At 58.5% G+C, this 25,908-nt stretch carries 23 protein-coding genes, 1 other RNA gene and 3 pseudogenes; 14 read left to right on the top strand and 13 right to left on the bottom strand.

Annotated elements, in window-relative coordinates; genetic code table 11:
* Nucleotides 1–8 precede the first annotated feature (8 nt).
* The 3 genes from AB4N53_RS23595 to AB4N53_RS23585 are packed head-to-tail and all read right to left on the bottom strand — an operon-like array spanning nucleotide 9 to nucleotide 2,161.
* On the bottom strand, nucleotides 9–323 hold the full coding sequence (locus tag AB4N53_RS23595) for an RnfH family protein (protein WP_415763666.1): 315 nt from the start codon (nucleotides 321–323) through the stop codon (nucleotides 9–11).
* A complete protein-coding gene (locus AB4N53_RS23590) occupies nucleotides 316–750 on the bottom strand; it encodes a type II toxin-antitoxin system RatA family toxin (RefSeq protein WP_186547355.1) in 435 nt (144 codons plus the stop codon). Before AB4N53_RS23590 ends, AB4N53_RS23595 begins: the two co-directional genes overlap by 8 nt.
* 7 nt (nucleotides 751–757) lie before the next feature.
* On the bottom strand, nucleotides 758–2,161 hold the full coding sequence (locus AB4N53_RS23585) for a sodium-dependent transporter (protein WP_305382194.1): 1,404 nt from the start codon (nucleotides 2,159–2,161) through the stop codon (nucleotides 758–760).
* A 119-nt stretch (nucleotides 2,162–2,280) separates the two neighbouring features.
* On the opposite strand from AB4N53_RS23585, the gene smpB reads away from it, so the two are divergent.
* Nucleotides 2,281–2,763 (top strand): SsrA-binding protein SmpB, encoded by a 483-nt coding sequence (gene smpB, locus AB4N53_RS23580; RefSeq protein WP_007953781.1) that lies wholly within the window; start codon nucleotides 2,281–2,283, stop codon nucleotides 2,761–2,763.
* Nucleotides 2,764–2,880: 117 nt separating this feature from the next.
* Here the strand turns inward: smpB and AB4N53_RS23575 are convergent, their stop codons facing one another.
* Nucleotides 2,881–3,648 (bottom strand): FCD domain-containing protein, encoded by a 768-nt coding sequence (locus AB4N53_RS23575; protein ID WP_016771775.1) that lies wholly within the window; start codon nucleotides 3,646–3,648, stop codon nucleotides 2,881–2,883.
* Between the two features lie 263 nt (nucleotides 3,649–3,911).
* Here AB4N53_RS23575 and AB4N53_RS23570 point away from each other — a divergent pair, with 263 nt between their 5' ends.
* The 8 genes from AB4N53_RS23570 to AB4N53_RS23535 all read left to right on the top strand — a co-directional run bounded on the left by AB4N53_RS23570 (nucleotide 3,912) and on the right by AB4N53_RS23535 (nucleotide 13,859).
* Nucleotides 3,912–5,606, top strand: coding sequence for a lactate permease LctP family transporter (locus AB4N53_RS23570; protein WP_016771776.1), 1,695 nt, complete (start codon nucleotides 3,912–3,914; stop codon nucleotides 5,604–5,606).
* 160 nt (nucleotides 5,607–5,766) lie between these two features.
* Complete coding sequence (locus tag AB4N53_RS23565; protein ID WP_460123861.1) at nucleotides 5,767–6,591, top strand: (Fe-S)-binding protein; 825 nt, start codon at nucleotides 5,767–5,769, stop codon at nucleotides 6,589–6,591.
* On the top strand, nucleotides 6,588–8,045 hold the full coding sequence (locus AB4N53_RS23560; protein WP_460123858.1) for a LutB/LldF family L-lactate oxidation iron-sulfur protein: 1,458 nt from the start codon (nucleotides 6,588–6,590) through the stop codon (nucleotides 8,043–8,045). Before AB4N53_RS23565 ends, AB4N53_RS23560 begins: the two co-directional genes overlap by 4 nt.
* Nucleotides 8,042–8,713, top strand: coding sequence for a LutC/YkgG family protein (locus AB4N53_RS23555; RefSeq protein ID WP_460123855.1), 672 nt, complete (start codon nucleotides 8,042–8,044; stop codon nucleotides 8,711–8,713). Before AB4N53_RS23560 ends, AB4N53_RS23555 begins: the two co-directional genes overlap by 4 nt.
* Nucleotides 8,710–11,520, top strand: a complete 2,811-nt coding sequence (locus AB4N53_RS23550) for an FAD-binding and (Fe-S)-binding domain-containing protein (protein WP_460123852.1) — start codon at nucleotides 8,710–8,712, stop codon at nucleotides 11,518–11,520. Before AB4N53_RS23555 ends, AB4N53_RS23550 begins: the two co-directional genes overlap by 4 nt.
* Before the next feature lie 129 nt (nucleotides 11,521–11,649).
* On the top strand, nucleotides 11,650–11,928 hold the full coding sequence (locus AB4N53_RS23545) for a hypothetical protein (RefSeq protein WP_076565773.1): 279 nt from the start codon (nucleotides 11,650–11,652) through the stop codon (nucleotides 11,926–11,928).
* A 98-nt stretch (nucleotides 11,929–12,026) separates the two neighbouring features.
* Nucleotides 12,027–12,415: a transfer-messenger RNA gene (gene ssrA / locus AB4N53_RS23540) on the top strand.
* 187 nt (nucleotides 12,416–12,602) lie between these two features.
* A complete protein-coding gene (locus AB4N53_RS23535) occupies nucleotides 12,603–13,859 on the top strand; it encodes an integrase domain-containing protein (RefSeq protein ID WP_460123847.1) in 1,257 nt (418 codons plus the stop codon).
* 146 nt (nucleotides 13,860–14,005) lie between these two features.
* Here AB4N53_RS23535 and AB4N53_RS23530 read toward each other — a convergent pair whose 3' ends face one another.
* The 7 genes and pseudogenes from AB4N53_RS23530 to AB4N53_RS23500 form a co-directional block, all read right to left on the bottom strand.
* On the bottom strand, nucleotides 14,006–14,275 hold the full coding sequence (locus AB4N53_RS23530; RefSeq protein WP_093202012.1) for a hypothetical protein: 270 nt from the start codon (nucleotides 14,273–14,275) through the stop codon (nucleotides 14,006–14,008).
* Nucleotides 14,272–14,862 (bottom strand): annotated as a pseudogene (locus AB4N53_RS23525) (integrase domain-containing protein); the annotation flags it as partial. The pseudogene AB4N53_RS23525 and the gene AB4N53_RS23530, both read right to left, overlap by 4 nt.
* Nucleotides 14,862–15,020, bottom strand: a pseudogene (locus AB4N53_RS23520) (DUF3987 domain-containing protein); the annotation flags it as partial. The pseudogenes AB4N53_RS23520 and AB4N53_RS23525, both read right to left, overlap by 1 nt.
* A gap of 1,157 nt (nucleotides 15,021–16,177) precedes the next feature.
* Complete coding sequence (locus AB4N53_RS23515; protein WP_107321852.1) at nucleotides 16,178–16,714, bottom strand: LasR-specific antiactivator QslA; 537 nt, start codon at nucleotides 16,712–16,714, stop codon at nucleotides 16,178–16,180.
* Nucleotides 16,715–16,790: 76 nt separating this feature from the next.
* Complete coding sequence (locus tag AB4N53_RS23510) at nucleotides 16,791–17,675, bottom strand: hypothetical protein (protein WP_186639489.1); 885 nt, start codon at nucleotides 17,673–17,675, stop codon at nucleotides 16,791–16,793.
* Entirely contained in the window at nucleotides 17,630–18,145 is a 516-nt protein-coding gene (locus AB4N53_RS23505) for a hypothetical protein (RefSeq protein ID WP_107321851.1), read from the bottom strand. Before AB4N53_RS23505 ends, AB4N53_RS23510 begins: the two co-directional genes overlap by 46 nt.
* Nucleotides 18,142–18,810 carry a GTPase domain-containing protein gene (locus tag AB4N53_RS23500; protein WP_460123842.1) on the bottom strand — a complete coding sequence of 223 codons (669 nt, stop codon included), beginning with the start codon at nucleotides 18,808–18,810 and terminating at the stop codon, nucleotides 18,142–18,144. The genes AB4N53_RS23505 and AB4N53_RS23500 overlap by 4 nt, the downstream gene beginning before the upstream one ends.
* Nucleotides 18,811–19,258: 448 nt before the next feature.
* Between AB4N53_RS23500 and AB4N53_RS23495 the strand changes: the two genes are divergently transcribed.
* The 4 genes from AB4N53_RS23495 (at nucleotide 19,259) to AB4N53_RS23480 (ending at nucleotide 23,105) form a co-directional block, all read left to right on the top strand.
* The gene (locus AB4N53_RS23495; protein ID WP_460123839.1) at nucleotides 19,259–20,362 is read left to right on the top strand and encodes a patatin-like phospholipase family protein; all 1,104 of its coding nucleotides are present in this window, start codon (nucleotides 19,259–19,261) and stop codon (nucleotides 20,360–20,362) included.
* Between the two features lie 98 nt (nucleotides 20,363–20,460).
* Nucleotides 20,461–20,856 (top strand): restriction endonuclease, encoded by a 396-nt coding sequence (locus AB4N53_RS23490; RefSeq protein ID WP_460123836.1) that lies wholly within the window; start codon nucleotides 20,461–20,463, stop codon nucleotides 20,854–20,856.
* Nucleotides 20,857–21,430: 574 nt separating this feature from the next.
* Nucleotides 21,431–22,279, top strand: coding sequence for a hypothetical protein (locus tag AB4N53_RS23485; protein WP_460123833.1), 849 nt, complete (start codon nucleotides 21,431–21,433; stop codon nucleotides 22,277–22,279).
* 238 nt (nucleotides 22,280–22,517) lie between these two features.
* The gene (locus tag AB4N53_RS23480) at nucleotides 22,518–23,105 is read left to right on the top strand and encodes a GNAT family N-acetyltransferase (RefSeq protein WP_460123830.1); all 588 of its coding nucleotides are present in this window, start codon (nucleotides 22,518–22,520) and stop codon (nucleotides 23,103–23,105) included.
* Nucleotides 23,106–23,133: 28 nt separating this feature from the next.
* On the opposite strand, the gene AB4N53_RS23475 is transcribed toward AB4N53_RS23480, so the two are convergent.
* Both AB4N53_RS23475 and pmrG read right to left on the bottom strand, forming a co-directional pair.
* The gene (locus AB4N53_RS23475; protein ID WP_460123827.1) at nucleotides 23,134–23,955 is read right to left on the bottom strand and encodes a phosphatase PAP2 family protein; all 822 of its coding nucleotides are present in this window, start codon (nucleotides 23,953–23,955) and stop codon (nucleotides 23,134–23,136) included.
* On the bottom strand, nucleotides 23,952–24,623 hold the full coding sequence (gene pmrG, locus AB4N53_RS23470) for a lipopolysaccharide core heptose(II)-phosphate phosphatase PmrG (protein ID WP_460123824.1): 672 nt from the start codon (nucleotides 24,621–24,623) through the stop codon (nucleotides 23,952–23,954). The genes AB4N53_RS23475 and pmrG overlap by 4 nt, the downstream gene beginning before the upstream one ends.
* A 253-nt stretch (nucleotides 24,624–24,876) precedes the next feature.
* On the opposite strand from pmrG, the pseudogene AB4N53_RS23465 reads away from it, so the two are divergent.
* A pseudogene (locus tag AB4N53_RS23465) lies at nucleotides 24,877–25,890 on the top strand (methyl-accepting chemotaxis protein); the annotation flags it as partial.
* Nucleotides 25,891–25,908 lie beyond the last annotated feature (18 nt).

The following is a 25,908-nucleotide window of genomic DNA, read 5'->3' as shown; positions in this document are numbered from 1 at the left end:
TGGCCAGATCAAATATTCCGCGCTTTCGCCTCAGCAGCCTTGGCCGCACGCAAGCGTCGAACTTCTTTGGGATCCGCCAGCAGCGGTCGATAAATTTCGATGCGATCCCCCGCCTGAACCGCGCGAGAATCGGCGTCAGTCACGACCTTGCCAAAAATACCCAGCGGGCACTCCGCGAGATCCAGCTCAGGAAACTCGGCCGCGATGCCCGATGCGTGCACCGCCGCCCGAACGCTGACGCCTTCAGCCACGCTGATCGCACGCAAAACCTGGCGATCAACCGCCGCGTACACGACTTCTATCTCGATCACCGGCTCAACCATGCATCTGCTTGGCGCGCTGGCAGAAAGCATCCACCAGCTGGTTAGCCGCCTGATTGAACAGCGGGCCCAACGTAGCGCGCACCAACGGTCCGGCATAATCGAACGACAGGTCCAGACTGATCTTGCAGGCCTTCTCGTTCAGCGCCTTGAAGACCCAGACGCCGTGCAACTGATTGAACGGACCTTCCTCAAGATTCATCTCGATCGACTGCCCCGGCACCAGCGTATTGCGCGTGACGAAATGCTGACTGAGGCCGCCCTTGGCTACACCGACACTGGCGCGCATGTGTTCCGGGGAGCTTTCCAGCACTTCAGCCTCCGAACACCACGGCAGAAACTCCGGGTACCGCGCGACGTCATTGACCAGGTCGTAGAGAAATTGCGCCGGGTACGGCAGAAGCGCGGATCGTTGGATATGTGTCGTCATGTAAGCGTTACTTCCAGAGCTGAGCGGCAAAGACTACAAGAATGCCGATAGGCGCCACGTAGCGCATCAAGAACAGGGACAGGGCAAACAGAACCGGGTTACGGATGGACAATTCATCCCGCACCGCTTCACGCCCCATCACCCATCCCGCGAACAGCACGAAACACAAGCCACCGAGGGGCAACATGATCCGCGAGGTGAAGAAATCGATCACGCCGAAGAAGTCGAGACCGCTCTGCGCACCCCATTGGTAGAGGCTGAACGTCCCGCCTTCGTTCACGAAAAACTTGGCTTCCTTCCAGATATTGAACGAAAACACCGTGCCCAAACCGACAAACCAGCAGGTGAACGCCAGCCAGAACGTTACCCAGATGCGGCTGATTTTAGTGCGCTCTACCAGGTAAGCCACCATCGGCTCGAGCAGCGAAATAGCAGAACTCCAGGCAGCCACTGCGACCAGCACAAAGAACACCACGCCCATCAGCTGGCCGAAAAATACGTTACCAAACGCAAATGGCAGGCTGACGAACATCAGTCCCGGACCTTCGCTTGGGTTCAGGCCAGCAGCGAACACAATCGGAAACAAAGCCAGACCGGCGACCAGCGATACAAACGTATCCAGCAGCGCAACACCGACCACGGTGCCGGACAGCGAGGTGTTCTTCGGCATGTAGGCGCCGTAGATCATGATCGAACCGACGCCGACGCTCAGCGAGAAGAACGCGTGCCCCATCGCTGGCAGCAGGCCGTCGAGGACTTTTTCCGGGTGGAAGTCGAACATGAAATGCACGCCTTCCATGAAATGCCCGGTGGTCATGCTGTAACCCAGCAGCACCAGAATCATCACGAACAGCAGCGGCATCATGATCCGCAGGCTGCGTTCAAGCCCGGCGACCACGCCTTTGGCGATTACGAAGGCCGACAGCAGCATGAAAATCGTGTGCCAAAGTGTCAGGCGCCATGGATTGGAGATGACATTGCCGAAATAGGCGCCGACCTGATCGGCCGTCGCGCCCTGGAAATCGCCACGGCCCATGTCGACGATGTAATCCAGCGACCAGCCGCCGACCACACTGTAGAAAGAAAGAATCAGCAGGGCCGTGATCATCCCGGCAAACGCGCCCCACGACCATTTGGCCGAGTGACCCGCTTCCAGCGCCAGAACCTTCAGGGCGTTGGCTGGACTTTGCCGGGCACGCCGGCCGATCAGGGTTTCCGCGAGCATGACCGGCACACCGATGAGCGCGATGCACGCCAGAAACATCAGCACAAAGGCGCCGCCACCGTAGACCCCGACCATGTAGGGGAACTTCCAGATACTACCCAGTCCCACGGCCGAACCGGTCGCGGCGAGTATGAATACCCAGCGGCTAGCCCAACTGCCGTGGACAGAAACCTTGTCTGTCGACATCGTTTATCACGCCCAAGCGTTAGAAAAAGAGGCCGCATTGTCCGGGATTCACTCAACCTGCTCAAGCACGCAGCAACACCGTAGCCGACAGCCGAACAACTCCATATAATGCCGCCCCTATGGCTAAACAGAAGAAACACCCAACAGGGACCATCGCGCAGAACAAAAAGGCGCGACACGATTACTTCATCGAGCACAAGTTCGAGGCTGGTCTGGTCCTGGCCGGCTGGGAAGTAAAAAGTCTGCGGGCGAGCAAGCTGCAACTGGTCGACAGCTACGTGCTGCTCAAGGACGGCGAAGCATGGTTGCTTGGCAGCCACATCACGCCGTTGATGACCGCAAGCACCCACGTCATCGCCGACCCGGTGCGCACACGCAAATTGCTGCTCAACCGCCGCGAGCTCGACAAGCTCGCCGCCGCCGTGCAGCAAAAGGGTTATGCCTGCGTCTGCCTGTCCTGGTACTGGAGCAAGCACATGGTCAAGTGCGAAATCGCTCTGGGCAAGGGCAAGAAGGAATACGACAAGCGTGACACCGAGCGCGAGCGCGATGCCGGTCGTGAATTGCAGCGTGCGGTGCGCAACAAGGGCAAGGAAGACTGATCTTTCCCCTTTAGCGCCAATTCGCGAGCAGGCTCGCTCCCACCCTGGAATGCATTTCAAAGGTGGGGGCGAGCCTGCTCGCGAAAGCTATTACAGCATCAACCCAACTTCAACTGATCACATCCCCTTGCGCCGCTCCGCCCGAGCCATGCGCTGTACCTCCTGACGCACCTCTTCCAGCACCTCCTGCACATACAGAATATGTCGGCTGGACACTTCCCGCGCCTGCTCGGCACGCCCTTCGATAATCGCCAGATACAATTCCCGATGCTGCGAGATCAGCATGTCGCGGGTTTCCGTGCGCTGTTTGTACATGCCGCCAATGTTGGTCACGACATTGCGCTTGAGCAGATCGAACAAGCCGCGAATCGTGTGCAGCAACACCGCGTTATGGCTGGCCTCGGCAATCGCCAGATGAAATTTCGCATCTGCCGCGCCCTCTTCCGCCCGGCTGACTTCTTCGTGACGCGAGTAGCAATCCTGCAACTCTTCGAAGGCAGCAGTCAGGCGTTCACGATCGACATCGGTCGCGCGCAATGCGGCGTAGTAGGCGCACGATGCCTCCAGGGTGTGCCGGAATTCGAGCAAATCACGCTGCGCTTCAGGGTTGCTTTCAAGCAGTTGCAGTAGTGGATCGCTGAACGTTGAACCAAGGCCTTCCACCACATAATTACCGCCGCCCTGGCGACTGACCAGCAAGCCTTTGGCCGCGAGTTTCTGAATCGCCTCGCGCAACGACGGGCGTGATACGCCAAATTGTTCGGCCAGCGTGCGCTCGGCCGGCAGCCGCTCGCCCGACTTCAGCGTGCCCTCAAGGATCATCCCTTCAAGGCGCTCGACAATATCGTCAGACAAACGGCGCTGACGTATCTGATCAAAGCCCATAACTCATTTCTCCACGATCCCGACCGCTCGCCGGGGTGTCTATTCTGGCCTATCCGCGCGCCGCCGACACCTGCCAGACAGCACTTCGCCAAAGCGGATCAGTTGCGCTCTGCACCGCATCTTCGACGAAAGTTTCAGAGCGGCAAATTGACACACCGCCACCAAGGCTTTTACCCTAGCCGACAGCGCTTGTAAATTGGTATTACCAATTATCCAAGATTGCTCACAGTGCCTGACCAACAACAATTAGGGGCCACCCCACCATGCAAACCTGGCAACAGCTCTACAGTCCGCTCGGCAGTCTTGGCGTCTCCGCTCTCGCGGCCGTCATTCCCATCGTGTTCTTCTTTCTCGCCCTGGCAGTGTTCCGCCTCAAAGGCCATGTGGCCGGCAGCATCACCCTCGCGCTTTCGATTGCCGTGGCGATTTTCGCCTTCCAGATGCCAGTGGACATGGCCTTCGCCGCCGCTGGTTATGGTTTCGCTTATGGTCTGTGGCCGATTGCCTGGATCATTGTCGCGGCGGTGTTCCTCTACAAGCTGACGGTGAAGAGCGGTCAGTTCGAGGTCATCCGCAGCTCAGTCCTGTCGATCACCGATGACCAACGCTTGCAGGTGTTGCTGATCGGTTTCTGCTTCGGCGCATTTCTGGAAGGTGCTGCCGGTTTCGGCGCGCCGGTCGCGATTACTGCCGCACTGCTGGTAGGACTGGGCTTCAACCCGCTGTACGCCGCCGGCCTGTGCCTGATCGCCAACACCGCGCCGGTGGCGTTCGGCGCGCTGGGGATTCCGATCATCGTTGCAGGCCAGGTCACTGGCATCGACGCCTTCAAGATCGGCGCGATGACCGGTCGCCAGCTGCCACTGCTGTCGCTGTTCGTGCCGTTCTGGCTGGTGTTCATGATGGACGGCCTGCGCGGTGTACGGGAAACCTGGCCGGCCGCGCTGGTGGCAGGCTTGAGTTTCGCCATCACCCAATACTTCACCTCCAACTTCATCGGCCCGGAACTGCCGGACATCACCTCGGCACTGGCCAGCCTGATTTCCCTGACCCTGTTCCTCAAGGTCTGGCAACCACGTCGCGCCGCCGGCCAGCACATCGTTGGCGCCGTGTCCGCTTCGGTGGTGAGCGCCAGCGTGGGAGGTTTCGGCCAGAAGCGCACCACCGTCGCTTCGCCCTACAGCCTCGGGGAAATTTTCAAGGCGTGGTCGCCGTTCCTGATCCTCACTGTGCTGGTGACGATCTGGACGCTGAAGCCTTTCAAAGCGATGTTCGCCGCCGGCGGTTCGATGTACAGCTGGGTGTTCAACTTCGCGATTCCGCACCTTGATCAACTGGTGATCAAGACTGCGCCAATTGTGGCCAACCCGACCGCGATTCCAGCGGTGTTCAAGCTCGATCCGATTTCCGCCACCGGCACGGCGATTTTCTTCTCCGCGCTGATTTCGATGCTGGTGCTCAAGATCAATTTCAAAACTGGTCTGACCACTTTGAAAGAGACCTTCTACGAACTGCGCTGGCCAATCCTGTCGATCGGCATGGTGCTGGCGTTCGCCTTCGTTACCAACTACTCCGGCATGTCCTCGACCATGGCTCTGGTATTGGCAGGTACCGGCGCGGCGTTCCCGTTCTTCTCGCCGTTCCTCGGTTGGCTGGGCGTGTTCCTCACCGGTTCGGATACCTCGTCGAACGCGCTGTTCAGTTCGTTGCAAGCGACTACCGCACACCAGATCGGCGTCAACGACACCTTGCTGGTGGCGGCCAATACCAGCGGCGGCGTGACCGGTAAAATGATCTCGCCGCAATCGATCGCCGTGGCCTGCGCCGCGACCGGTCTGGTCGGCAAGGAATCGGATCTGTTCCGCTTCACCCTCAAGCACAGCCTATTCTTTGCAACGATCGTCGGTTTGATCACCCTGGCTCAGGCCTACTGGTTCACCGGCATGCTGGTGCACTAAACCTACAAGACGCCTACAAGAAAGACGGAAATAACCGACGCCGGCCCGTGATCCGGCGTCAGCAATTCACCACCGGGTCTGTAAGGCTGCTGAAAGCAATGCGCTTTATATTCGGCAGCCGCAGCAGACGGATAACCGGGCCCACCCGGAGACACGCCTGATGAGCGAGCTTTTTTACAACGCCGTGCCGAACGCGACCCGCGTGGCACCGCCACTGCCCGAACCTCGGCAATACCCCAGCGAGAAACCGTCGCGGGTCTACCTGTTCGGCACGTGTGTGGTCGACCTGTTCTACCCCGAAGCCGGGATGGACGCGATCCATCTGCTGGAGCGTGAAGGGATCCGGGTCGAGTATCCGCAAGGGCAGAGTTGCTGCGGCCAACCGGCCTACACCTCGGGTTACACCGAGCAGGCGCGGACGGTAGCGCGCTCGCAACTGGCGCTGTTTGCCGGGGAGTATCCGGTGGTGGTGCCATCGGGTTCCTGCGCCGGCATGCTGCGCGAGCATTACGCCGACTTGTTCAAGGACGAGCCGGAAACGTTGAAACAGGTGCAGGCTCTGGCAGCGCGCACTTATGAACTGGCCGAGTTTCTGCTGTTCGTCTGCAAGGTGCAGCTCAAGGACAGCGGAAAACCGGTGAAAGTCGCGCTGCACACCTCGTGTTCGGCACGCCGCGAAATGAACACCCACCTGCACGGCCGCGAGTTGTTGGCGCAGTTGAGCAACGTGGAGCGGGTCAATCACGACCACGAAAGCGAATGCTGTGGCTTCGGTGGGACATTCAGCGTCCGTATGCCAGATATTTCCGGCGCGATGGTGGCTGACAAGACCCGCGCATTGAAGGAGTCCGGCGCGCACCAGGTACTGAGTGCCGACTGCGGCTGCTTGATGAACATCAACGGCGCGCTGGAGAAGCAGCAGGAAGCGTTACGCGGGCAACATCTGGCGAGCTTCCTCTGGCAGCGAACCGGAGGTGCGCAATGAGCACCTCGACGATTATTCCTACGGTCGCCGTAGAAGAAGATTTCCGCACCCGGGCACACAACGCCTTGGGTGATCAGCAGCTGCGGAACAACTTCCGCACTGCCATGGATTCACTGATGACCAAGCGGGCAGCGGCTTTCACCGATGCCCACGAAAGAGAACACTTGCGCGCACTGGGCAATTCGATCAAGGCCCGCGCGCTGTCCAAGTTGCCCGACCTGCTCGAGCAACTGGAACAGAACCTGACCCGCAACGGTGTGACAGTGCACTGGGCGGAAACGGTGGACGAGGCCAATGGCATCGTCTTATCGATCATCCGCGCTCACGAGGCGCGGCAAGTGATCAAGGGCAAATCGATGGTCAGCGAAGAGATGGAGATGAACCATTTCCTCGAGGCTCGGGACATTGAATGTCTGGAGTCCGACATGGGGGAGTACATCGTCCAGCTCGACCACGAGAAGCCTTCACACATCATTATGCCGGCGATCCACAAGAATGCCGGTCAGGTCGCGTCCTTGTTCCACGACAAACTTGGCGTGGAATACACCAAGGACGTTGACCAACTCATTCAGATCGGTCGCAGGGTCCTGCGGCAGAAATTCTTCGAAGCCGACATCGGCGTCTCCGGCGTCAACTTCGCCGTCGCCGAAACCGGCACCCTGCTGCTGGTGGAAAACGAAGGCAACGGGCGCATGACCACCACCGTGCCGCCGGTGCATATCGCCGTCACCGGCATCGAAAAAGTCGTGGAAAACCTGCGCGACGTGGTGCCGCTGCTGTCACTGCTGACGCGCTCGGCACTGGGCATTCCGATCACCACTTACGTCAACATGATCTCCGGCCCGCGCAAGGAACATGAACTCGACGGCCCGCAGGAAGTGCATCTGGTGCTGCTCGACAACGGTCGCAGCCAAGCCTTCGCCGACAGTGAATTGCGCCAGACCCTGAACTGCATCCGCTGCGGCGCCTGCATGAATCATTGCCCGGTGTACACCCGCGTCGGCGGCCACACCTATGGCGAGGTCTACCCAGGCCCGATCGGCAAGATCATCACCCCACACATGGTCGGCCTGGCCAAGGTCCCGGACCACCCGAGCGCGTCCTCACTGTGCGGCGCCTGCGGTGAAGTCTGCCCGGTGAAGATTCCGATCCCGGCGATCCTGCGCCGTCTGCGCGAGGAAAACGTCAAAGCCCCGGACGCGCCGAATCAGGTGATGCGCGGTCAGGGCAGCAAATATTCGCGCAAGGAGCGTTTTATCTGGAACGCCTGGGCCAGACTCAACAGCTCGCCGACGCTGTACCGCTTGTTCGCTTTTTTCGCCACGCGCCTGCGCGCCCTCACGCCGAGCAATGTCGGCCCGTGGACGCAAAATCACAGCGCACCAAAACCGGCCGCGCGTTCGTTGCATGACATGGCCCGCGAGCATCTGGCCAAACAGGGAGAGCGTCGATGAGCGCCAAGCAACATATCCTCGGCAAGCTGCGGAAAAGTCTGACCGGGACCACGCCAATTGCCGACAACTTCGATGTCGATCTGGTCACCCAGCCCTACACCTACAGCGCCGAGCAACGCATCCCGCAACTGCGCAAACTGATGGAGGCGGTGCACACCGAAATCCACCTGACCTCGGGCACCGAGTGGCCGGCTTTACTTGCGCAACTGCTGCGCGACCGCCAGTTGCCGAGCCTGCTGATCGCACCGACCACACCGCACGGGCAACGCATCACACAGCACTGGGCGAATAATCCCGAGTTGCCGGCACTGAACTCCTACGACCGGCCAATGGAAGAGTGGAAAGCCGAGCTGTTCAACGACACCCCGGCCAGCCTCACTGGCACCCTCGGTGCGATCGCCGCGACCGGCAGCCTGATCATCTGGCCTACCCGTGAAGAACCGCGCTTGATGAGCCTGGTGCCACCGGTGCATTTCGCCCTGCTCAAGGCCAGCGAAATCCGCGACAACTTCTATCAGGTGCAACAGGAATTCGAATGGGCACAAGGCATGCCGACCAATGCGCTGCTGGTCTCCGGTCCATCGAAGACTGCCGATATTGAACAGGTCCTGGCGTATGGCGCGCATGGCCCGAAAGATCTGGTCGTGCTGATTCTGGAGGATCAATGAGTCTTCCTGCCGCTTTCCTGCGTGATGCCGAGCAATTGATTCCAGCAGACCGGCGCTTCGACGACCCGCTGTCGACCTTGGCTTTCGGCACGGACGCCAGTTTCTATCGGCTGATCCCGAAACTGGTGATCCGCGTCGAGTCTGAAGATGAAGTGGTGGCGCTGCTGCAACTGGCCCAGCGCGACAAGGTGCCGGTGACCTTCCGCGCCGCCGGCACCAGCCTGTCCGGACAGGCGATCAGCGACTCCGTGCTGATCGTGCTTGGGGACAACTGGAACGCCCGCGAGATTCGCGGCCAGGGCACGCAAATCCGCCTGCAACCGGGAGTGATCGGCGCGCAGGCCAATGCCTGGCTGGCACCGTTCGGGCGCAAGATCGGCCCGGATCCGGCGTCGATCAATGCCTGCAAGATCGGCGGCATCGTCGCCAACAACGCCAGCGGCATGTGCTGCGGCACCGCGCAAAACACCTATCACACGCTGGCCGGGATTCGCTTGGTGCTTGCCGATGGCACGCGCCTCGACAGCGAAGACCCTGCGAGCGTCGCGGCATTTCGTTCAAGCCACGGCGACCTGCTCGAAAGACTGGCGACATTAGGCCGCGAGACCCGCGCCAACGCCGAACTGGCCGCAAGAATCCGCCACAAGTACCGTCTGAAAAATACCACCGGCCTGTCGCTCAACGCCCTGGTGGATTTCGACGAACCTGTGGATATCCTGAGCCACCTGCTGGTCGGCTCCGAAGGCACGCTCGGCTTCATCAGCGCGGTGACTTACGACACCGTCATCGATCACCCGAACAAGGCCTCGGCGCTGATCGTGTTCCCCGATGTCGAAACCTGCTGCAACGCGGTCACCGTGCTGAAAAGCCAACCGGTGTCAGCGGTGGAGTTGCTCGACCGACGCAGTCTGCGCTCGGTGCAGGACAAAAAAGGCATGCCCGCTTTCGTACAGCGGCTGTCGGAAAATGCCTGCGCGCTGCTCATCGAATCCCGCGCCGCTTCATCGGCATTGCTACAGGAGCAACTGGCGCAAATCATGGCGTCCCTGCGCGATTTCCCCGTAGAGAAGCAGGTCGACTTCACCGAAGACCCGGTGGAAAACGCCCGCCTCTGGGCCATCCGCAAAGACACCTTCCCCGCCGTCGGCGCCGTGCGCAAAACCGGCACCACGGTGATCATCGAAGACGTGACCTTCCCGGTCGAACAACTGGCCATCGGCGTCAATCGCCTGATCGAGCTGTTCGACAAACATGCCTACGACGAAGCGATCCTTTTCGGACACGCACTGGAAGGCAATCTGCACTTCGTCTTCACCCAAGGCTTCAACAGCCCGGAAGAAATCGCACGCTACCAAGCGTTCATGGACGACGTCGCGCAACTGGTCGCGGTGGAATTCGGCGGTTCGCTGAAGGCCGAACACGGCACCGGACGCAACATGGCGCCGTTCGTGGAACTGGAATGGGGCAGCGACGCCTATCAACTGATGTGGCAGCTCAAACGCCTGCTCGACCCCAACGGCATTCTCAATCCGGACGTGGTGCTCAGCGAAGATCCGCAAATCCACCTCAAGCACCTGAAACCGCTGCCGGCGGCAGACGAGATTGTGGATAAGTGCATAGAGTGCGGTTTCTGCGAACCGGTCTGCCCATCGAAAGGCCTGACCCTGAGCCCGCGCCAGCGCATCGTCATCTGGCGCGACATTCAGGCGAAAAAACGCGCCGGCGTCGACACCACCGAACTGGAAAAAGCCTACGACTACCAAGGCATCGACACCTGCGCCGCGACCGGCCTGTGTGCGCAACGCTGCCCTGTAGGGATCAACACCGGTGAATTGGTGAAAAAGCTCCGTGGCCGACACGCCACGCATCAGAAAACCGCTGACTGGATCGAAGGAAATTTCGCCAAAACCCTGCAAGGCGCACGCTTCACTCTGCACGTCGCCAACGGCGCGCGGATGATGCTCGGCGCACCGCGTCTGGCGAAGTTGTCGGCGACGCTGACGCGCTTGTCCAAAGGCCAGGTGCCGTTGTGGACCAACGCCATGCCACAGCCGGAAAAAGCCATCCGCTTCAGCCCGAGCGTGGCAGACGAGCGCCCGCGCGTGGTCTATCTGGCGGCTTGCGTGTCGCGGGTCATGGGCCCGGCGGCGGGTGACAAAGAGCAGATGTCGCTGTACGACAAAACCCGTGGCCTGCTGGAAAAGGCCGGTTACCAGGTCGTCTTTCCCGACAACCAGGACAACCTCTGCTGCGGCCAGCCGTTCGCCTCCAAAGGCTACGCCGAACAGGCCGAACACAAACGCCAAGAGCTGATCAGCGCCCTGCTCCACGCCAGTCGCGGCGGCCTCGATCCGATCTACTGCGACACCAGCCCGTGTACGCTGAGGCTGGTTCAGGACATCGGCGAAACGCGACTGGATCTGTACGATCCGGTGCGCTTCATCCGTACGCATCTGCTGGATCGTCTGGACTTCACACCCCTGGAAGCACCGATTGCCGTGCACGTGACCTGCAGCACTCAGCACTTGGGCGAAAGCCAAGCGCTGATCGATCTGGCGCGCAAGTGCAGCAACACCGTGGTGATTCCCGAAGGCATACATTGCTGCGGATTTGCCGGCGACAAAGGCTTCACCACGCCGGAGCTGAACAGCCATTCGCTGCGTACGCTCAAGGACGCCGTGCAGCACTGCAGCGAGGGGATTTCCACCAGCCGCACGTGCGAAATCGGCCTGACCCAGCACGGTGGCATCGACTACCACGGGCTGGTTTATCTGGTGGATCGGGTGACACGCGCGAAGGCTGTCTGAAAAAAAATAGAACTCTTGAGCGAGACGGCAATCCACAGAACAGGCCCCGACAAATCGGGGCTTTTCCTCCATTCGGTGGCTCGCCCAGCGGTCAGCGAAGCCTGGATCCCTCAGTTCAAGGAGATACACATGAAGCGTTCTGTACTGTTAGGTCTGTTCGTTACTGCCTCGATGATGGCGTCCACTTCGTTCGCCGCAGACAAGCCTGCCGATCTGTGCGATGCCAACATCCAGACGATCAACAACGCCAAAGGGCAGTTGTCGGCGAATCCGGAATTGAGCCAGCGCGCCGAAACCAGCGTGAGCAAGGCCCAAGCTTTGAAAGCCGAAGGCAAAATCGACGACTGCGTTGCCGAAACTTCGCAAACCATCGTGGAACTGCGTAAATCGACCGGCACCAACAACTGATCCATGCTGACGGGCCAACCTGCGGGTTGGCCTCGTCGGCAGATTGACGTACACTGTGCACGCTTGTTGCCCGATCAGATTCACCGGGCAATGAGTTCGGGGCCGTTTAGGATTCGACGCCGGTTGCGAAACTCTAGGTGCATGCCGACTTGGTAACAGAAGTCGTAAATCCACTGTTGCAACTACTTATAGTTGCCAATGACGACCAATACGGTGTTGCTCTCGCTGCTTAATTGCAGCTGACAATGCTCCTGGTACCTTCGGGTCCAGCAATCATCAGGGGATGTCTGTAAACCCGAAATGATTGTCATATAGAACAGAATCGCCGTGCAGTACGTTGTGGACGAAGCGGCTAAAACTTACACAACTCGCCCAAAGCACCCTGCCCGTCGGGTCGCTGAGGGTTAACTTAATAGACACGGCTACGCATGTAGTACCGACAGCGGAGTACTGGCGGACGGGGGTTCAAATCCCCCCGGCTCCACCAAATGAACAATCAAAGACGTCCACGGACGTCTTTTTTTGTGCCTGCGATCCAGTAAATAAGCGGCTTCCAGCGCTTTTGCGGTCTTTTGAGATTTTTGGAGTTCCAGCCATTCGGGTATTCCAGGCGGTATTCCAGCCCGTCCGGTGCTAATCTTTGGAATACCGAATCAGTGCTTGAGGACAATCTCATGCCTGCTCAAAACCTCCGCCTCTCCGATCGACAGCTCAAGGCGGTCAAACCGAAAGACAAGGATTACGTCCTCACGGATGGCGACGGGCTCCAACTGCGAGTCAGGGTCAATCGCTCGATGCAGTGGAATTTCAACTACCGGCATCCCGTCACCAAAAATCGAATCAACATGGCACTCGGCTCTTATCCCGAGGTTTCTCTTGCGCAAGCGAGGAAGAAAACCGTTGAGGCCAGAGAGCTGCTTGCACAGGGCATCGATCCAAAAGCTCAGCGCAATGAGCTACAGGAAGCCAAACGAGCGGAGACGGAACACACGTTCGAGAACGTGGCCACCGCCTGGTTCGAGCTGAAGAAGGATTCCGTCACGCCGGCGTATGCCGAAGACATTTGGCGCTCCCTCACACTGCATGTTTTTCCGAGCATGAAATCAACGCCTCTCTCCGAAGTCAGCGCCCCAATGGTCATCAAGCTCCTTCGTCCGATTGAGGCCAAAGGCAGCCTCGAGACAGTTAAGCGAGTGAGCCAGCGCCTTAACGAGATCATGACCTACGGGGTCAATTCCGGAATGATCTTTGCCAACCCTCTCAGCGGCATTCGAGCGGTGTTCAAGAAACCTAAGAAAGAGAACATGGCAGCGCTACCACCAGATGAGCTTCCGGAGCTCATGATGGAAATCGCGAACGCCAGCATCAAGCGGACAACCCGCTGCCTGATCGAATGGCAGCTACACACTATGACCCGCCCTGCCGAAGCGGCGACTACCCGATGGGAAGACATAGACTTCGAAAAACGCATCTGGACCATCCCTCCGGAGCGAATGAAAAAGCGCCGTCCGCACACAATCCCGCTGACCGAACATGCACTCTCGTTATTGGAGACGCTTAAGCCCCATAGCGGCCACAGGGAATATGTGTTCCCGTCAGATAGAAATCCGCGCACCCATGCGAATAGCCAGACAGCCAACATGGCATTGAAACGAATGGGCTTTCAGGACCGCTTAGTCAGCCACGGCATGCGCTCCATGGCCAGCACAATTCTGAATGAGCATGGATGGGATCCGGAGCTAATCGAAGTCGCGCTGGCGCATGTCGATAAAGACGAAGTTCGAAGCGCCTACAACCGGGCGGATTACATCGAACGCCGGCGTCCGATGATGGCCTGGTGGAGTGAACATATCCAGAAGGCAGCCACCGGCAGCCTATCAGCATCCGCCATCAATCAAACCAGGGACCGTAACGTCGTGCCGATACGCTGAGCAGGCGACAATTCGTGCCGTGCAGCAGGGCGACTGAAGTGGCGACTGTCGCTAAATCAGCCGCATTCCTGCGCTTCTTCGGCCAAGTCCCTAAGTCTGGGAAGGCTCCGCATTCCCATACTTAGGGACTTACGCTTAAAGATCTATCAGACAACCACGAGTTGCGCCTTTCTGCGGCGGATCAGCCCTGCTGTTAACTCATAGTAATAGATGGTCGCGGGTGCTGAGCAACGCAGGTAGTGCTCTAAAAACCATCTGGTGTGCTTTTCCTTCCAGGACCAAGGGGTCGCACAACTCCAGCGCTCACGAATCGCCTCGTGCATCCTTTCTGCCTGCCTGATATGCCGCTGCCGCGTGGCATGCGCACCTTTGAGCACGGGGCTCAGAAACAACGCCATATCGAACTCGGACTTCACAGACGACCTCCGATGTAGGCACTCACCACGTCGATGCGGTTATGCCCCAACTCGTGGCTGATCTGCTGACGTGCACGCTGATCGAGTGCTCGATCCTCTCGTTGACCACCACCGCCATTGACGGGCGCGGAGAAGCCGGTCAGTTGTTCATAGCGCTCACAGGCGTAAGCCGCCCGCAGCTCATGAAAGCCTTTCAATCCATGCTCATGCATGATGTCCCGCGCCGGTCGTACAATTGTCTGCAAGAAATCTTTGTAGCTTTCATCAGGTGTTAACAAATTCCGACTGCCCTCGGGTGAGGCCTCGCAGGCCCTGTCGAGGGCGCCACGAACTTGATCCGTGACCGCAATCCAACGCGGTGCCGATGCTCCTGATCGACCGCCTTTGGTGCCGTCCTGGATATTGATCTTGCCCAGTTGCCGAGCCTCACATTGCAGCCGGGGCAAGTCCGCCAAGATCGCTTCACGCAGGCGCATGCCGGTCTCCCGAGCGAGGAGCACGATGGCACTCACCCTCAGTTGCTGTCGCTCTGACAGCGCTTGCGCAATCAGCCTGACCTGCACACGGTCTTGGCCTTGTGGCGCCTGATGAGGCAGCGACCGAGAATGCCTTGCCCCTGCAGCAATGGGTCACTGAGTAACTGCATGGCTAGATACGGTTGCAGCATCAGGTGCAGGCTTAAGCGTCGATCGTAAGCTCGCAAGCTTTCACCCGCCATAGACCGCGCGCGATCCCACCCAGCGCCTGCACCGGATAAGGCTGGGCCACGGGATTCGACTCAATCAACGGTCGAGGTGGTCGTGGTAGTTCAAGCTTCGGATCTAACTGCTGCATGGGCCCTCTCCTCGTTCATTGCTAGTTGTCCTCACGTCGTCCCGCCAAGGCTGCTGAGTGTTATCAGGGATCAAGGCCCCTGCGGCCTGTGAGGTGTTCACTGACGCGGAACGAACGGCTCCTTACGACCGGGAGCAAGGGCATGAACCCTTGAATCTGGCCTCCCTAGACGCATCCGAACATGCGGGCGGGTGGAGGCTGTGCCGACTGACGAGTTCGGCACCTGGAGATCCTGAGTAGGAGAAGGCAACGACATGGACACCTGGGGCATGCCTGACTGTCAGTCAGGTGCAGCCTTTCCATTGGCTGCGGCACCGGTGCCAGTGTCATTGCGGATGGCGACGAATCGGATTTGTCGGGTCGATTGTCACGAGGAGAGTTGCGGCAATGCCTTGTACTACGTGGCTTGCAGCACTGGTACGAGCGCCCGTCTCTTTCCAGGAGAAAGAGACGGGTGCGGTCTGGCGCAGCGATGTGTGCCGAAGGGTGAGGCAGCTGCAGTGCAGCTAGATAGGTCCATCGTCTGCCGCAGTGGACAGATTGGTAGAGAAGGCATCCGTCACTCTTGGGGAGTGACCGTGCGAGCCGCCGGACGCTAATCGCACTTAGCGAAGAACCACCACGCAAGTGGCGTAGCCTTAAAGGCTCTGGCTACCTGGGCAGGTGCTGTCAACGACAGCGATCCGTGCGCCAATTTTTATACCCACTCGAAAAGACGGTCAAGCGTCACGGGCAAAGCGCTCAGAAAGTGGCGACTGTCGCCACTTCTGTCGCCACGTTCCAGGTCACGTTCTACGCGGGCTGTCGCCGCTGTCGCCGCTGTCGCCACACTTACATCCATGCCCCCGAAAGATCCGCACACACACTGAATGGCGCTGCGCTCGATAGAAATCGCGGGGGATTACTGACGGGTAAAAATAATCGTGGCGTTAAATAAATGTGAAAATAGGAGGGTGGAACGCGGCGGCTTCGAGAAAAAGCGAATGAACCCTCCGATCGGCACGATCAAAGATCGCTTGATCGGAGGGTTTGGCGGGAAAAGCAAAGTCTCAAACTTCAATCGAAGACTCAGGCATCAAAGCGGGTTGATTGGGAAGTGGGGGCTTCGCGCCGCATGATCAGCGTCTGCTGCAACCGCAGCAGAAAGCCTGCTTCAAATGCTTCCTGATAGTCCCCTGGACGATGACGCTTTCGGTTCTGAGACAGCGCCCACCATAACGGTAATGATGAACCCTCGAGCCAAGTCTCTGCGCAACGAACACCCTCCTTTATTACCGGAGCGAACTCATTACCCCACGGTGTTTGGATCGCGGGAGCCCCTTCAGCGGACGGGACAGAGACATACTCATGGATCTGCTGATGAACGCTTTGAGCCGGAATACCAGTTAAATTCCGGAATGCCTTGTCGTACAACACGGCGGCGTCATCCAACAGCTCTACTGCCAGCTCAACGTCTTGCGGAAAATGAAGCAGAATACTCTGGGCTCCGTTAAGCCGGAGAGTGGCAGCCTGCCGCAATTTAACCGCTGCATCTTCAGGGGTAAGCGATGAAGTATCGATGCTGCTGGGTTTGGGGAGGCCGATGAGAAGCGAGAATTCAAACATCGCGGAATCCAAGCCCGCCCACCCGGTATCAAATATGATAGTCCAGGCTAGGCGATGGTAATCATGCGACGCACCGCTACAAACTATCGGTTTCAGGGCTGTCAAATTTTACCGTCAAGGTCAGAAGGTACTCTTCGATCGAATGAGCACTGTCCAGGTAATTTGCCGTTAGCCCTAGCCCCTTGACTGGCAGGTTAAGCTTGGCCACTACGCCCAGGGAACGCTTCGATTCACTCGACAGGCTGATCACCACCTTCTGTTCAAGGATCTGGTTGTCTTCATCAGCGCACTGCTCGACCAGGCTACGCATTACCACATCGCCCCACAGCTGTTTGCCACGCAGGTATTTTTCAGCTGCCTCGGTGTTGGGTTTGCCTCCGCGAAACGAGGCATTGATGGAAAACTTTCTGGCCAGTGAATTGCCCACTTTGTTTTCGACTTTGACATCGAGCTTGGCAACAGGAGCTTTGCCGTGCAACTCGTACACTTGGGACGAGGAGTCCTTGCTGACTTCGACCTGCTCAACGGTTACGTCCCGAGCTCCCAGGTATTGGCAGAGCCGCGAAAAATGCCGAAGCTTCTCAATCGCGAACTGATCCGTGGCCTGGCTCAGGTCCACATAGGCGTTACGGTCATACGGGCTCTGTAAGAGCACCGCGCCCGGTCGAAGCAGGTCAGCATCGATAATATTCTGCAGCGCCTGGCTATCTGGCTCATCGACCGTAAGCGGGTACTGCAGGATGTGGGACTGGGGATCAAATAGAAACCCCTTGGCTTCGGGCTCGAGATCATAGAGACACTCATTGATCGTGTTCTCATCCAACACGAGCATCACTCTGCGTGCGCCATGGTCCAGCGGAATCTTGCCTGTTGCCACATTGCTCCCCTTTCGCGCGATGCGCGTACCCTGTTCGTTCATTTGCCGAAAGTTTTCAGCGCCGCCAGTGCGCGTCTGAGCCACGCTGCCCACTCGCGCTGTAAAAGTGTTATCGCCAGGGCTATGAAGCTCTGGCTCGGCTGCTTTTTTTCGAATTGCTCAAGCGCCTCCCGTGCAGCCAAGCGTTTAGGCTCTGAAAAGCTGCGCCCGATGGAGGTAGCGAATTGCTCGAGCGACGCCCACACCGCATCGACACCAGTCGCTCCTGGCCCCTGCCCGGTATTATGCTCGATCCAGCAAACCACTGGCGCCAGCCGGCCCGCGCGGTCCCGCTCCTCCGCGACAACTTGCAAAACGGCTGCGTTGCCTTTGACGAACAGCTTCACGCCATCTTGTGCAAACAGAACAGTACCTCGCACGCTGATGCTGGTCAGTGCGGAATACGTTTGCTCTCGGACCGGGCTGCTAAGTTCCGCTCCACACTCCGCCAGACGCAAATAGTCCGAGGACCTGTTGTCCAGTGCTTGAGCTTGGAAAACCTTGGCATGCATCATGCTGTTACCGTATTGATCAACGTCGCGACCAATCTCGCCGCCTGATCTCGACTCACCAGACTGCCGAGAATGATCGGCGGCCGTTGACTTAGTTTCGACAGGCCTGCATCAAGGTGGAGTTTGACGAAACGATCACGGAAATGCCCCTGACCGGACACGGGTGTGGCGACGTACGTAGGGTCGAGGTCCATATGCGTGACGATCACGACCAGCTTGGGCGATGGCGCCGGAGCCTTCCTCCAGCTTTCAATCTTTTCGAGATCGCGCTTGATACGTTGTTGATTGACCTCTTGAGCATTGACCAGATAAAGGACGATGTCCGCTTCATTGTGCAGTGTTTTCCAGTCCTCGATTGCATCAGGCGCACCGGGAACGTCGCGGGTTTCCTTGAGGTCCAGCTTCAGGTCACCCATTGCAAACCGTGTTCCTTGGAGTTTCTCGGTCAGCGTGGTTTGCATGTACTCGTCGGAGACCTCACCACTAGCAAGGAACTTCAATAGAGCTGTCTTGCCGACATTGCGCTCTCCCAATATCGCCACGCGCTTACCTTTGAGGCTGATGATCATGCTGTCCCAGCCATCTTTGATTTCTTCACGTTTCCAGTAAGCGACGCCAGCCGCGACCACAGCTGCGGCTCCGGCAACGATTAGTCTCTCCCAACCCATACGAGCAGTCCCTGTCCTTCGTTTCTCGAATGGCCAGCATTGTGGCCCATTTGCTTATAACCCGTGCGTAAGCATGGAGAGGCTATCGGCTCCCCAGTGCCGCACTTAAGTAAGCGGCGGGTTTTATTCTGTGGGAGACCCGGCTAGCCACTATGCGTCGACCTGAACTGCACAGCCCATGAAGCCAGACGGCGCGTCTGACCAATTGCAAAATCTTTCACACAAAGTCAGCATACCGGCCTTCAAGGGCAGAACGCCACCATGGAAATTGCTTCAGTCAAAAGGAACTTGGAATGCTCCTCCCCCCGCGCCCGACAAAAGAGGCCGTCTGCAGTGAGTTATCGGGCAGCGACGATTCCCTGACCTTCCGAAAAATCGTACCGCCCCTCCCTCGCTATCCCTCATTTGGAAGACTCGGACGAGCCCTCTTAGAGACGCCGCCCCCCTCATGGAGCAGAGCATGAAATTCAGGAAACTCGGTCTTACCCTATCTGGCGGCGGCGGCAAGGGGGCCTATCAGATCGGCGTCTGGCAGGCTATGCGCGACCTGGGCTTGGACAGCCAACTGAGCGCCATCTCTGGCACCTCGGTAGGTGGTCTCAACGGCGCGATGTTCGCTCAAGACAAACTCGATCAGGCCAAATCCATGTGGCTGAACATCGAAAGCCGCAACATGCTTTCCGTACAGGACGTGCCAGGGCTGGCGTCACGACTGGCGCTGCTGACAACAAGCGGCGTGATCTCGCCGATGCTCAGCCACTTGATCAGTACCAAAGGCTTTTTCAAGCAAGATGGCCTCAAGAGCATGATCGCCGAAGGCCTGGACGCAGGCAGGTTGGCTTCTTCGGCGCTGCCGCTGAGCGTGGCGCTGCACAACACTGCCGCCAACCGGGTCGATTACCTCTCGGTACGCGACACCCACACTGCAGCGGACATGCTGCTCGGTACGGCGGCCCTGCCCCTGATCTTCGATGAGGTCGCCATTGACGACGGAATTTATACCGATGGCGGCTTTTACTGGGGCTTGCCGCATAAACAGATTGATAACACCCCGATCCGGCCACTGATCGAGGCCGGCTGCGACACCATCGTGGTGGTGTATCTGTCGCCCGACGACCTGAGCATCGACCCGCGCCACTATCCCGGGGTGCGCATTTTGCCGATCGTTCCTGCCAACAGTCTGGGCGGCGTCACCGCCACCCTCGACTTTTCCAACGAAGGAGCCGCAAGGCGCATGGAACAGGGCTATGCCGACGGCCTGCAGATCTTCCGCCACCTGCAGTTGTTCCTCGACAACGAAGCTCAGTACGAAGCCCTGTGGGAGCGCGCCCGCCTGGCCGCCGAACAGGAGCGCAAGCTCAGCGACAACCTGTACGACGTGGACCGTAAACACAGCAAGGCTGTCGACGATATCCATGACTTCGACCGGCAAGTTCGCAACGACGATTTCAGCCAGAAGCTCGACCTGGCCGACGACGATATGCCTCTCGCACTCGAGCACCTGGCTCTGCCCAGACCGACCTCGCCACTAGCAGCCCGCAGGAACGGCTGAACCAAGCCATACTCGAACTGCGTACTAGCGTTGCGGGCGACCTGCTGGACAGCCTGCTGCAAGCGAGCCCGACGCGCTTCGAGCACATCGTACTCGACGTGCTGCACAGCCTTGGCTACGGCGCGAACCGTCAGGCGCTGCAACAAGTCGGCGGCAGTGGCGACGGCGGCATTGACGGCGTGATCTCGCTGGACGCGCTGGGGCTGGAGAAGGTCTACGTGCAGGCCAAGTGCTGGCAGAGCACCGTCGGCCGCCCCGACCTGCAAGCGTTTTATGGCGCCCTGGCCGGGCAGAAAGCCACACGCGGTGTGTTCATCACCACTTCCGGCTACACCGTCCAGGCCGTTGACTTCGCTCGCTCGGTCGAGGGGCTGGTGCTGGTCGACGGCAAACGCCTGGTCAATTTGATGCTCGACCACGAGGTGGGCATCAGCTCGCAGCTTTACAAGGTGCCCAGGCTCGACAGCGATTACTTTGACGAATCACTCGGCTGAGCCGAAGTTGCAGCCCAAATACCTGAGCGCAACTGGGTGTCGCTCCTAAGCACCTTAAATTTAGGGATGAAAGTAGTTATCAAACGCCGTCGGCTACACTTCGACCTAGAATCCTTATAGAGGCTGAGCTCAACAAGCATCATCCATGGGAAGCCAGATTACGCAGCATTCCAAGTGGTATTCCAAGCAATTGGACTCATCAACTATTAGTCAATAAAATCAGCTTTCTACAGGCTTATTTCAGATTACCCCGGCCCACCAACTCTCAACGACAAAGCCCGCCCAGTGCGGGCTTTGTCGCATCTGGGGTTTGGCAATGTGCGCCATTCGCTCTCCATTGGCTCAAACCTGCCGTCGCTGTTCGTATTCGACGCTACAGGTTTTTGGAGGTGAACGGCCCAGCTTCGGCTCCTTCTCCAATTTGATAAAACCCACTTGGCTGTGAAGTAAATACACTTGCGGAAATAGCCAAACCACACCCATCCCCTTACCATTCCGCAGCTGGCTGGATGCCTCGCAGAGAAACCCGATCGGCACGTGAAACACTCAACCTGCACAAGGAAGGCAATAAAACATGAGCTTCATCGAAACAATCCAATCCAAGGAAGTCGATATCTACATATCGGCGTTCTTCACCATCCTCGGCCTGATTCTGGGAGCCATTCTGGATCGGGTACTGAAAGGCGATTCTCCACAATCCGCCAATCAGCCGGGCCATTCGGTAAACCTGACCTTCAACACGGTGGTCAATCCACCGCCGGGCGTGAACGCCGCCAGCACAAGCCAGGACATGACTCCAGTCATCTGCATGATGATGGTGATTGCCGGGCTGATTTATGTGTGTTTCCGGGCTGAGATACTCAACCTGCTTTCCTGGATCACGCTATTCACCATTTCCCTGTGGGCTGGCGGAACCTTGCATAGCCTTTACCGGGGCTTCTTCGCGGGCATTAAGTGGGTCGTTGCGCTGTTGTTTTGCTTGGCATTTTGCGTGGCCGCGACGTATGTCACCGACGAAGCTTTTATGCCCACACAGGCGCCGCCAAATTTCGAAAACGGTCAGCGAATCATCAATGAGCAGGGACTGACGGGGATAAAGGAAAATTTCGTCTTGCTAGATATGCATTGGTTTTTGCTGCACCTGTCGGGCGTAATCCTGCTTATTTACACAAGTCTGCGGATGATGCTTTTTTCAACCTACTTCATCGTTGCGGGCGCTCATGCCAACAACAATGGCACTGGCGAACCTTGGCTTTCCAGAAAAACCCGCAAGTACGCCAATCTGCGCAAAAACATCCTCTTCATGCCTATCCTGCTGGTTCTCGCGTATCTGCTTACCTCGGGTCTTGCTTTCGACTGGTTCATCCACACGATGCCAAATCAGGTCAATGCGTTGATGAATACGGTGCTGTATGGGCGCTGATATTTTCATCGTGCGTTGAAGATCGACTGTCGGGACATCGACCCGGTCGGCGGAAACGAGATGAACTTTTCTTCACTACGTCCACCCGACCAATCCCATAAAATCCCCCTGCTCATTCAAGAAACTACGGTTCGCCCGCGCTCCTAGCGGGCTTTTTTTCGTCCTTCATTCCCAAAACCTTGCCGCTCCCCAGCATATGCGCGACTCTGCCAGCAGATCCCTCGCCAAGGAGCGCTCGATGCCGCTGTTATCCCTGCCCTGCCCGCGCCTGACCCTGGCGATCCTCTCCCCCGATCAGGCCGAGCTCGAAAGCGTTTTCTACCAACGCAACCAGCGTCACCTCGCCCGGTGGTCGCCCATCCGCACCACCGACTACTTCTCCACCGCCAACATCCGCCGTCGCCTCGAGATCCAGGCCAGCGCCTTCGAAGCCGGGTTAGCCATGCATTTCGCTCTGCTGTCGCCGGACGGTCAGCAGATGATCGGGGCGTGCAATTTCAGCGGGATTATTCGTGGGGCGTTTCAGGCGTGTTATCTGGGTTATCACATCGATGAGGCGCATCAGGGACAGGGTTTGATGCAGGAGGGGCTGGAAGCGGGGATTGGTTATATGTTCGATACGCAGAATCTGCATCGGATCATGGCCAATTACATTCCCGGCAATGAGCGCAGTGCGCGTTTGCTTGAGCGGTTGGGTTTTGAGCGTGAGGGGTATGCGAAGGCGTATCTGAACATTGCCGGGCGTTGGCAGGATCATGTGCTGACGGCGCTGGTCAATCCGGGGTTCGAGGCGCCGGATCAGCGCTGGTCGCGGCGCCTGGGTTGACGTTCAATCCAGGTTTTTCTGAACGCGTTCAGAGCGATACCTCAGGCTGTGCGTTGAAAGCTTTCTGCGTGCTTTTGGCCCGCACCGGTAAATCCAATCGTGCGCGTCCGTAGAAGGCCAATGCCGTCAGTAAACAGGTCAGCCAGACGAAGATGCCGGCCCAGAACGTGTGGGACATGTAGTGCCAGCCCTGCAGGACGCGGGTGGTGCCGTAGACCAAGCCCAGCAGCAGCGAGCCCCACAAGATCGCATTGGAAAAACGCCACTGATGCCGTCGCGCCACGAAATACAGCGCCAGCATGGTGAAGCCACCCGACGCATGGCCGCCCGGCCAGCAACGGCCACTCCCGGCTTCGTGGAACAGTTGGAAATTGCTGTACCACTCGATGTGCGGCATTTTCCCGCCGTACAACGTGGTCTCGATCGGGCAGTAGACGCTGGTGTGGGATTTGAGGAAGTGGATCACGCCCGTGCAGAGCGCAAACGCGATCACGACAAAGAAAAAATCCCTACGGTGATCTGCGGCAAATCGCAGCACTGGTGCGACTCTGCTGCGCTCCAGAAAGGCGCCGAGTCGTGGCCGTTCGTGCGGATTGACCCCTGGCCAGATCAGCGACAGCAGTGCGCCGATCAGCGCGATCTCCGCCGTCCAGTTCGGAATGATCCGCGCCCATTTGTGGGTAAGTTTCTCGAAGAAGTGGATTTTGTCGATCGGGAAGGTTTGGCTCAGTGGGTCGAACAGCAGATTGCTGAAGGCGATGTCGATGTTGGTCATGTCGAACATCAGGAACACCACTGCCGCACAAACCAGCGGAATGCCGAGGTTGTAAGCGTAGAAACGGGATTTCATCGGGTAGTCACCGTGCGCCAGTCGGAGGCTTCAATGAAGCCGAGCATCTTCGGTGCAGCCGGGCTGGCAACGGATATGAACAAGGACGCGCCGTACCCCATGTTCGAAGCTGGCACTTTCAGGTCTTTTTCGATCTGCGCCATGCACTCGCTGTGGGTCACCAGAACCAGGTTGCGCCCGGGGACCTTGTGCGCGAGGGCATCCTGCAACATGCGGCCTCTGCAGTTGATCAACCAGTCATCGCCACTGGCGGCATGGTTGAACATATAGCCGGCCGTCTGCACGGTGCGCATTGACGGGCTGTTATAGATGTCGGCGTCGGTCAGGCCCAGTTGTTCGAACCGAGCACCGACTGCCACTGCGACACTGCGCGAGCGGTCGGTGATGCCGTCACTGCCACTCAGGCACGCAGCTTTGGAGTGATCGCAACGTTCGACGTGGCGCACCAGCACGATCATGTCGCCCTTGGCCCACCCCGCCGCCAAAGCTTGTGCACCCGCCTGATTACCGTGGGCCAGGTCCGGCACGGCATTTGGCGCCAGCAACCACAGGGTCAGCGGGATCACCAAAATCGATGCCGCCAGCACCACCCATGCATCGCGAAAACGCGCCAGACCGCTCAGATCGATCGAGCGTTTGACGCCGAACAGACTCAGTCTCAATTCCACAAAAACCGCCTCGCTACTCTGCATCACAGGTCATTCGATGCGGCGAAACTACAGAGGCGCGCGTGGGCAGTCAGTGAAACCCATGTGAAAAAGTCCTTGGGATTCGTTGCTTCGTGGACTGTCAGACAAAAATCCTTTCAGCTCTCGGGTTTGCGGCCGATACAGACCTGCTAACACCCCTGCTGGCTCAAAAGAACAACAATCTTCCAGCCTAACTGACGACCAAGAAACCCAACGTTTCTGGAGGATTTGCATGAATAGCTGGTTCGGTAACATCAGCGTGAACATGAAACTCGGCCTGGGCTTCGGCCTGGTGCTGGCCCTGACCTGCATTCTGGCGCTGACCGGCTGGACCAGCCTCGGTGGCCTGATCGACCGCAGCAACTGGATGAGCGACATCACCCAGCTCAACGCGGGCCTGACCAAACTGCGCGTGGTGCGCTTGCAATACATGCTGACCAATGGCGACGAAACCGCTGCGCAGAATGTGCAGACCACCCTGGAAAGCTTCGCCGCGCAGCAGCAGGCGCTGATCAGCAAATTCAAGAGTCCGGAGAACGTCAAACTGCTCAAGCAGCAGGCCGCGACCATCGCTGAATACCAGACCTCGCTGAACAAAATGCGCAACGCCTATCGCACCGGCAACAGCGCGCGCGACACCATGAGCGCCAACGCCCAGACTGCGTACAACCTGATCGAATCGATCAGCCAGCGCGTGCAGCAGATGGAGATGAGCGATCAGCGCTTCGAACAGTTCCAGGCTATTACTGCGGCCAAGGAAGCGTTCATCCTCGCGCGCTATGAAGTGCGTGGTTACACCGCGACCAGCAACGCCGAGACCGAACAGAAAGCCGTCGGCCAGATCGACGCGGCCATCGCCAGTCTCAAGCCACTGAATACACAATTTGCCGCGACTCAGCAGGATGCCCTGCGCCAATTGGAAACTGCGCTGAGCAGCTATCGCAGCGCGTTGATGGCGTACAAGAACGCCAACACCGATGCGGTGCAGGCGCGTAAGGAAATGACTGATCAGGGCACCACTATCGTCGCCCTGAGCGAGCAGCTGTACCAGATCCAGCTTGATCGCCGTGATGCCGAAAGTGCCCAGGCGCGCACCTTCCAGTTGATCAGCACGTTGCTGGCGCTGCTGGTTGGCGTGATTGCTGCGGTAATCATCACCCGTCAGATTACCCGCCCGTTGCAGGAAACCCTGGCCGTGGTCGAGCGTATTGCCAGCGGCGACCTGACTCAGAATGTCACCGTTACCCGTCGCGACGAACTCGGC

This window comes from Pseudomonas sp. H3_E04, assembly GCF_054668915.1.
The sequence above is the reverse complement of the archived record's forward strand: the minus strand, read 5'-3'. Positions and strand labels throughout refer to the sequence as shown.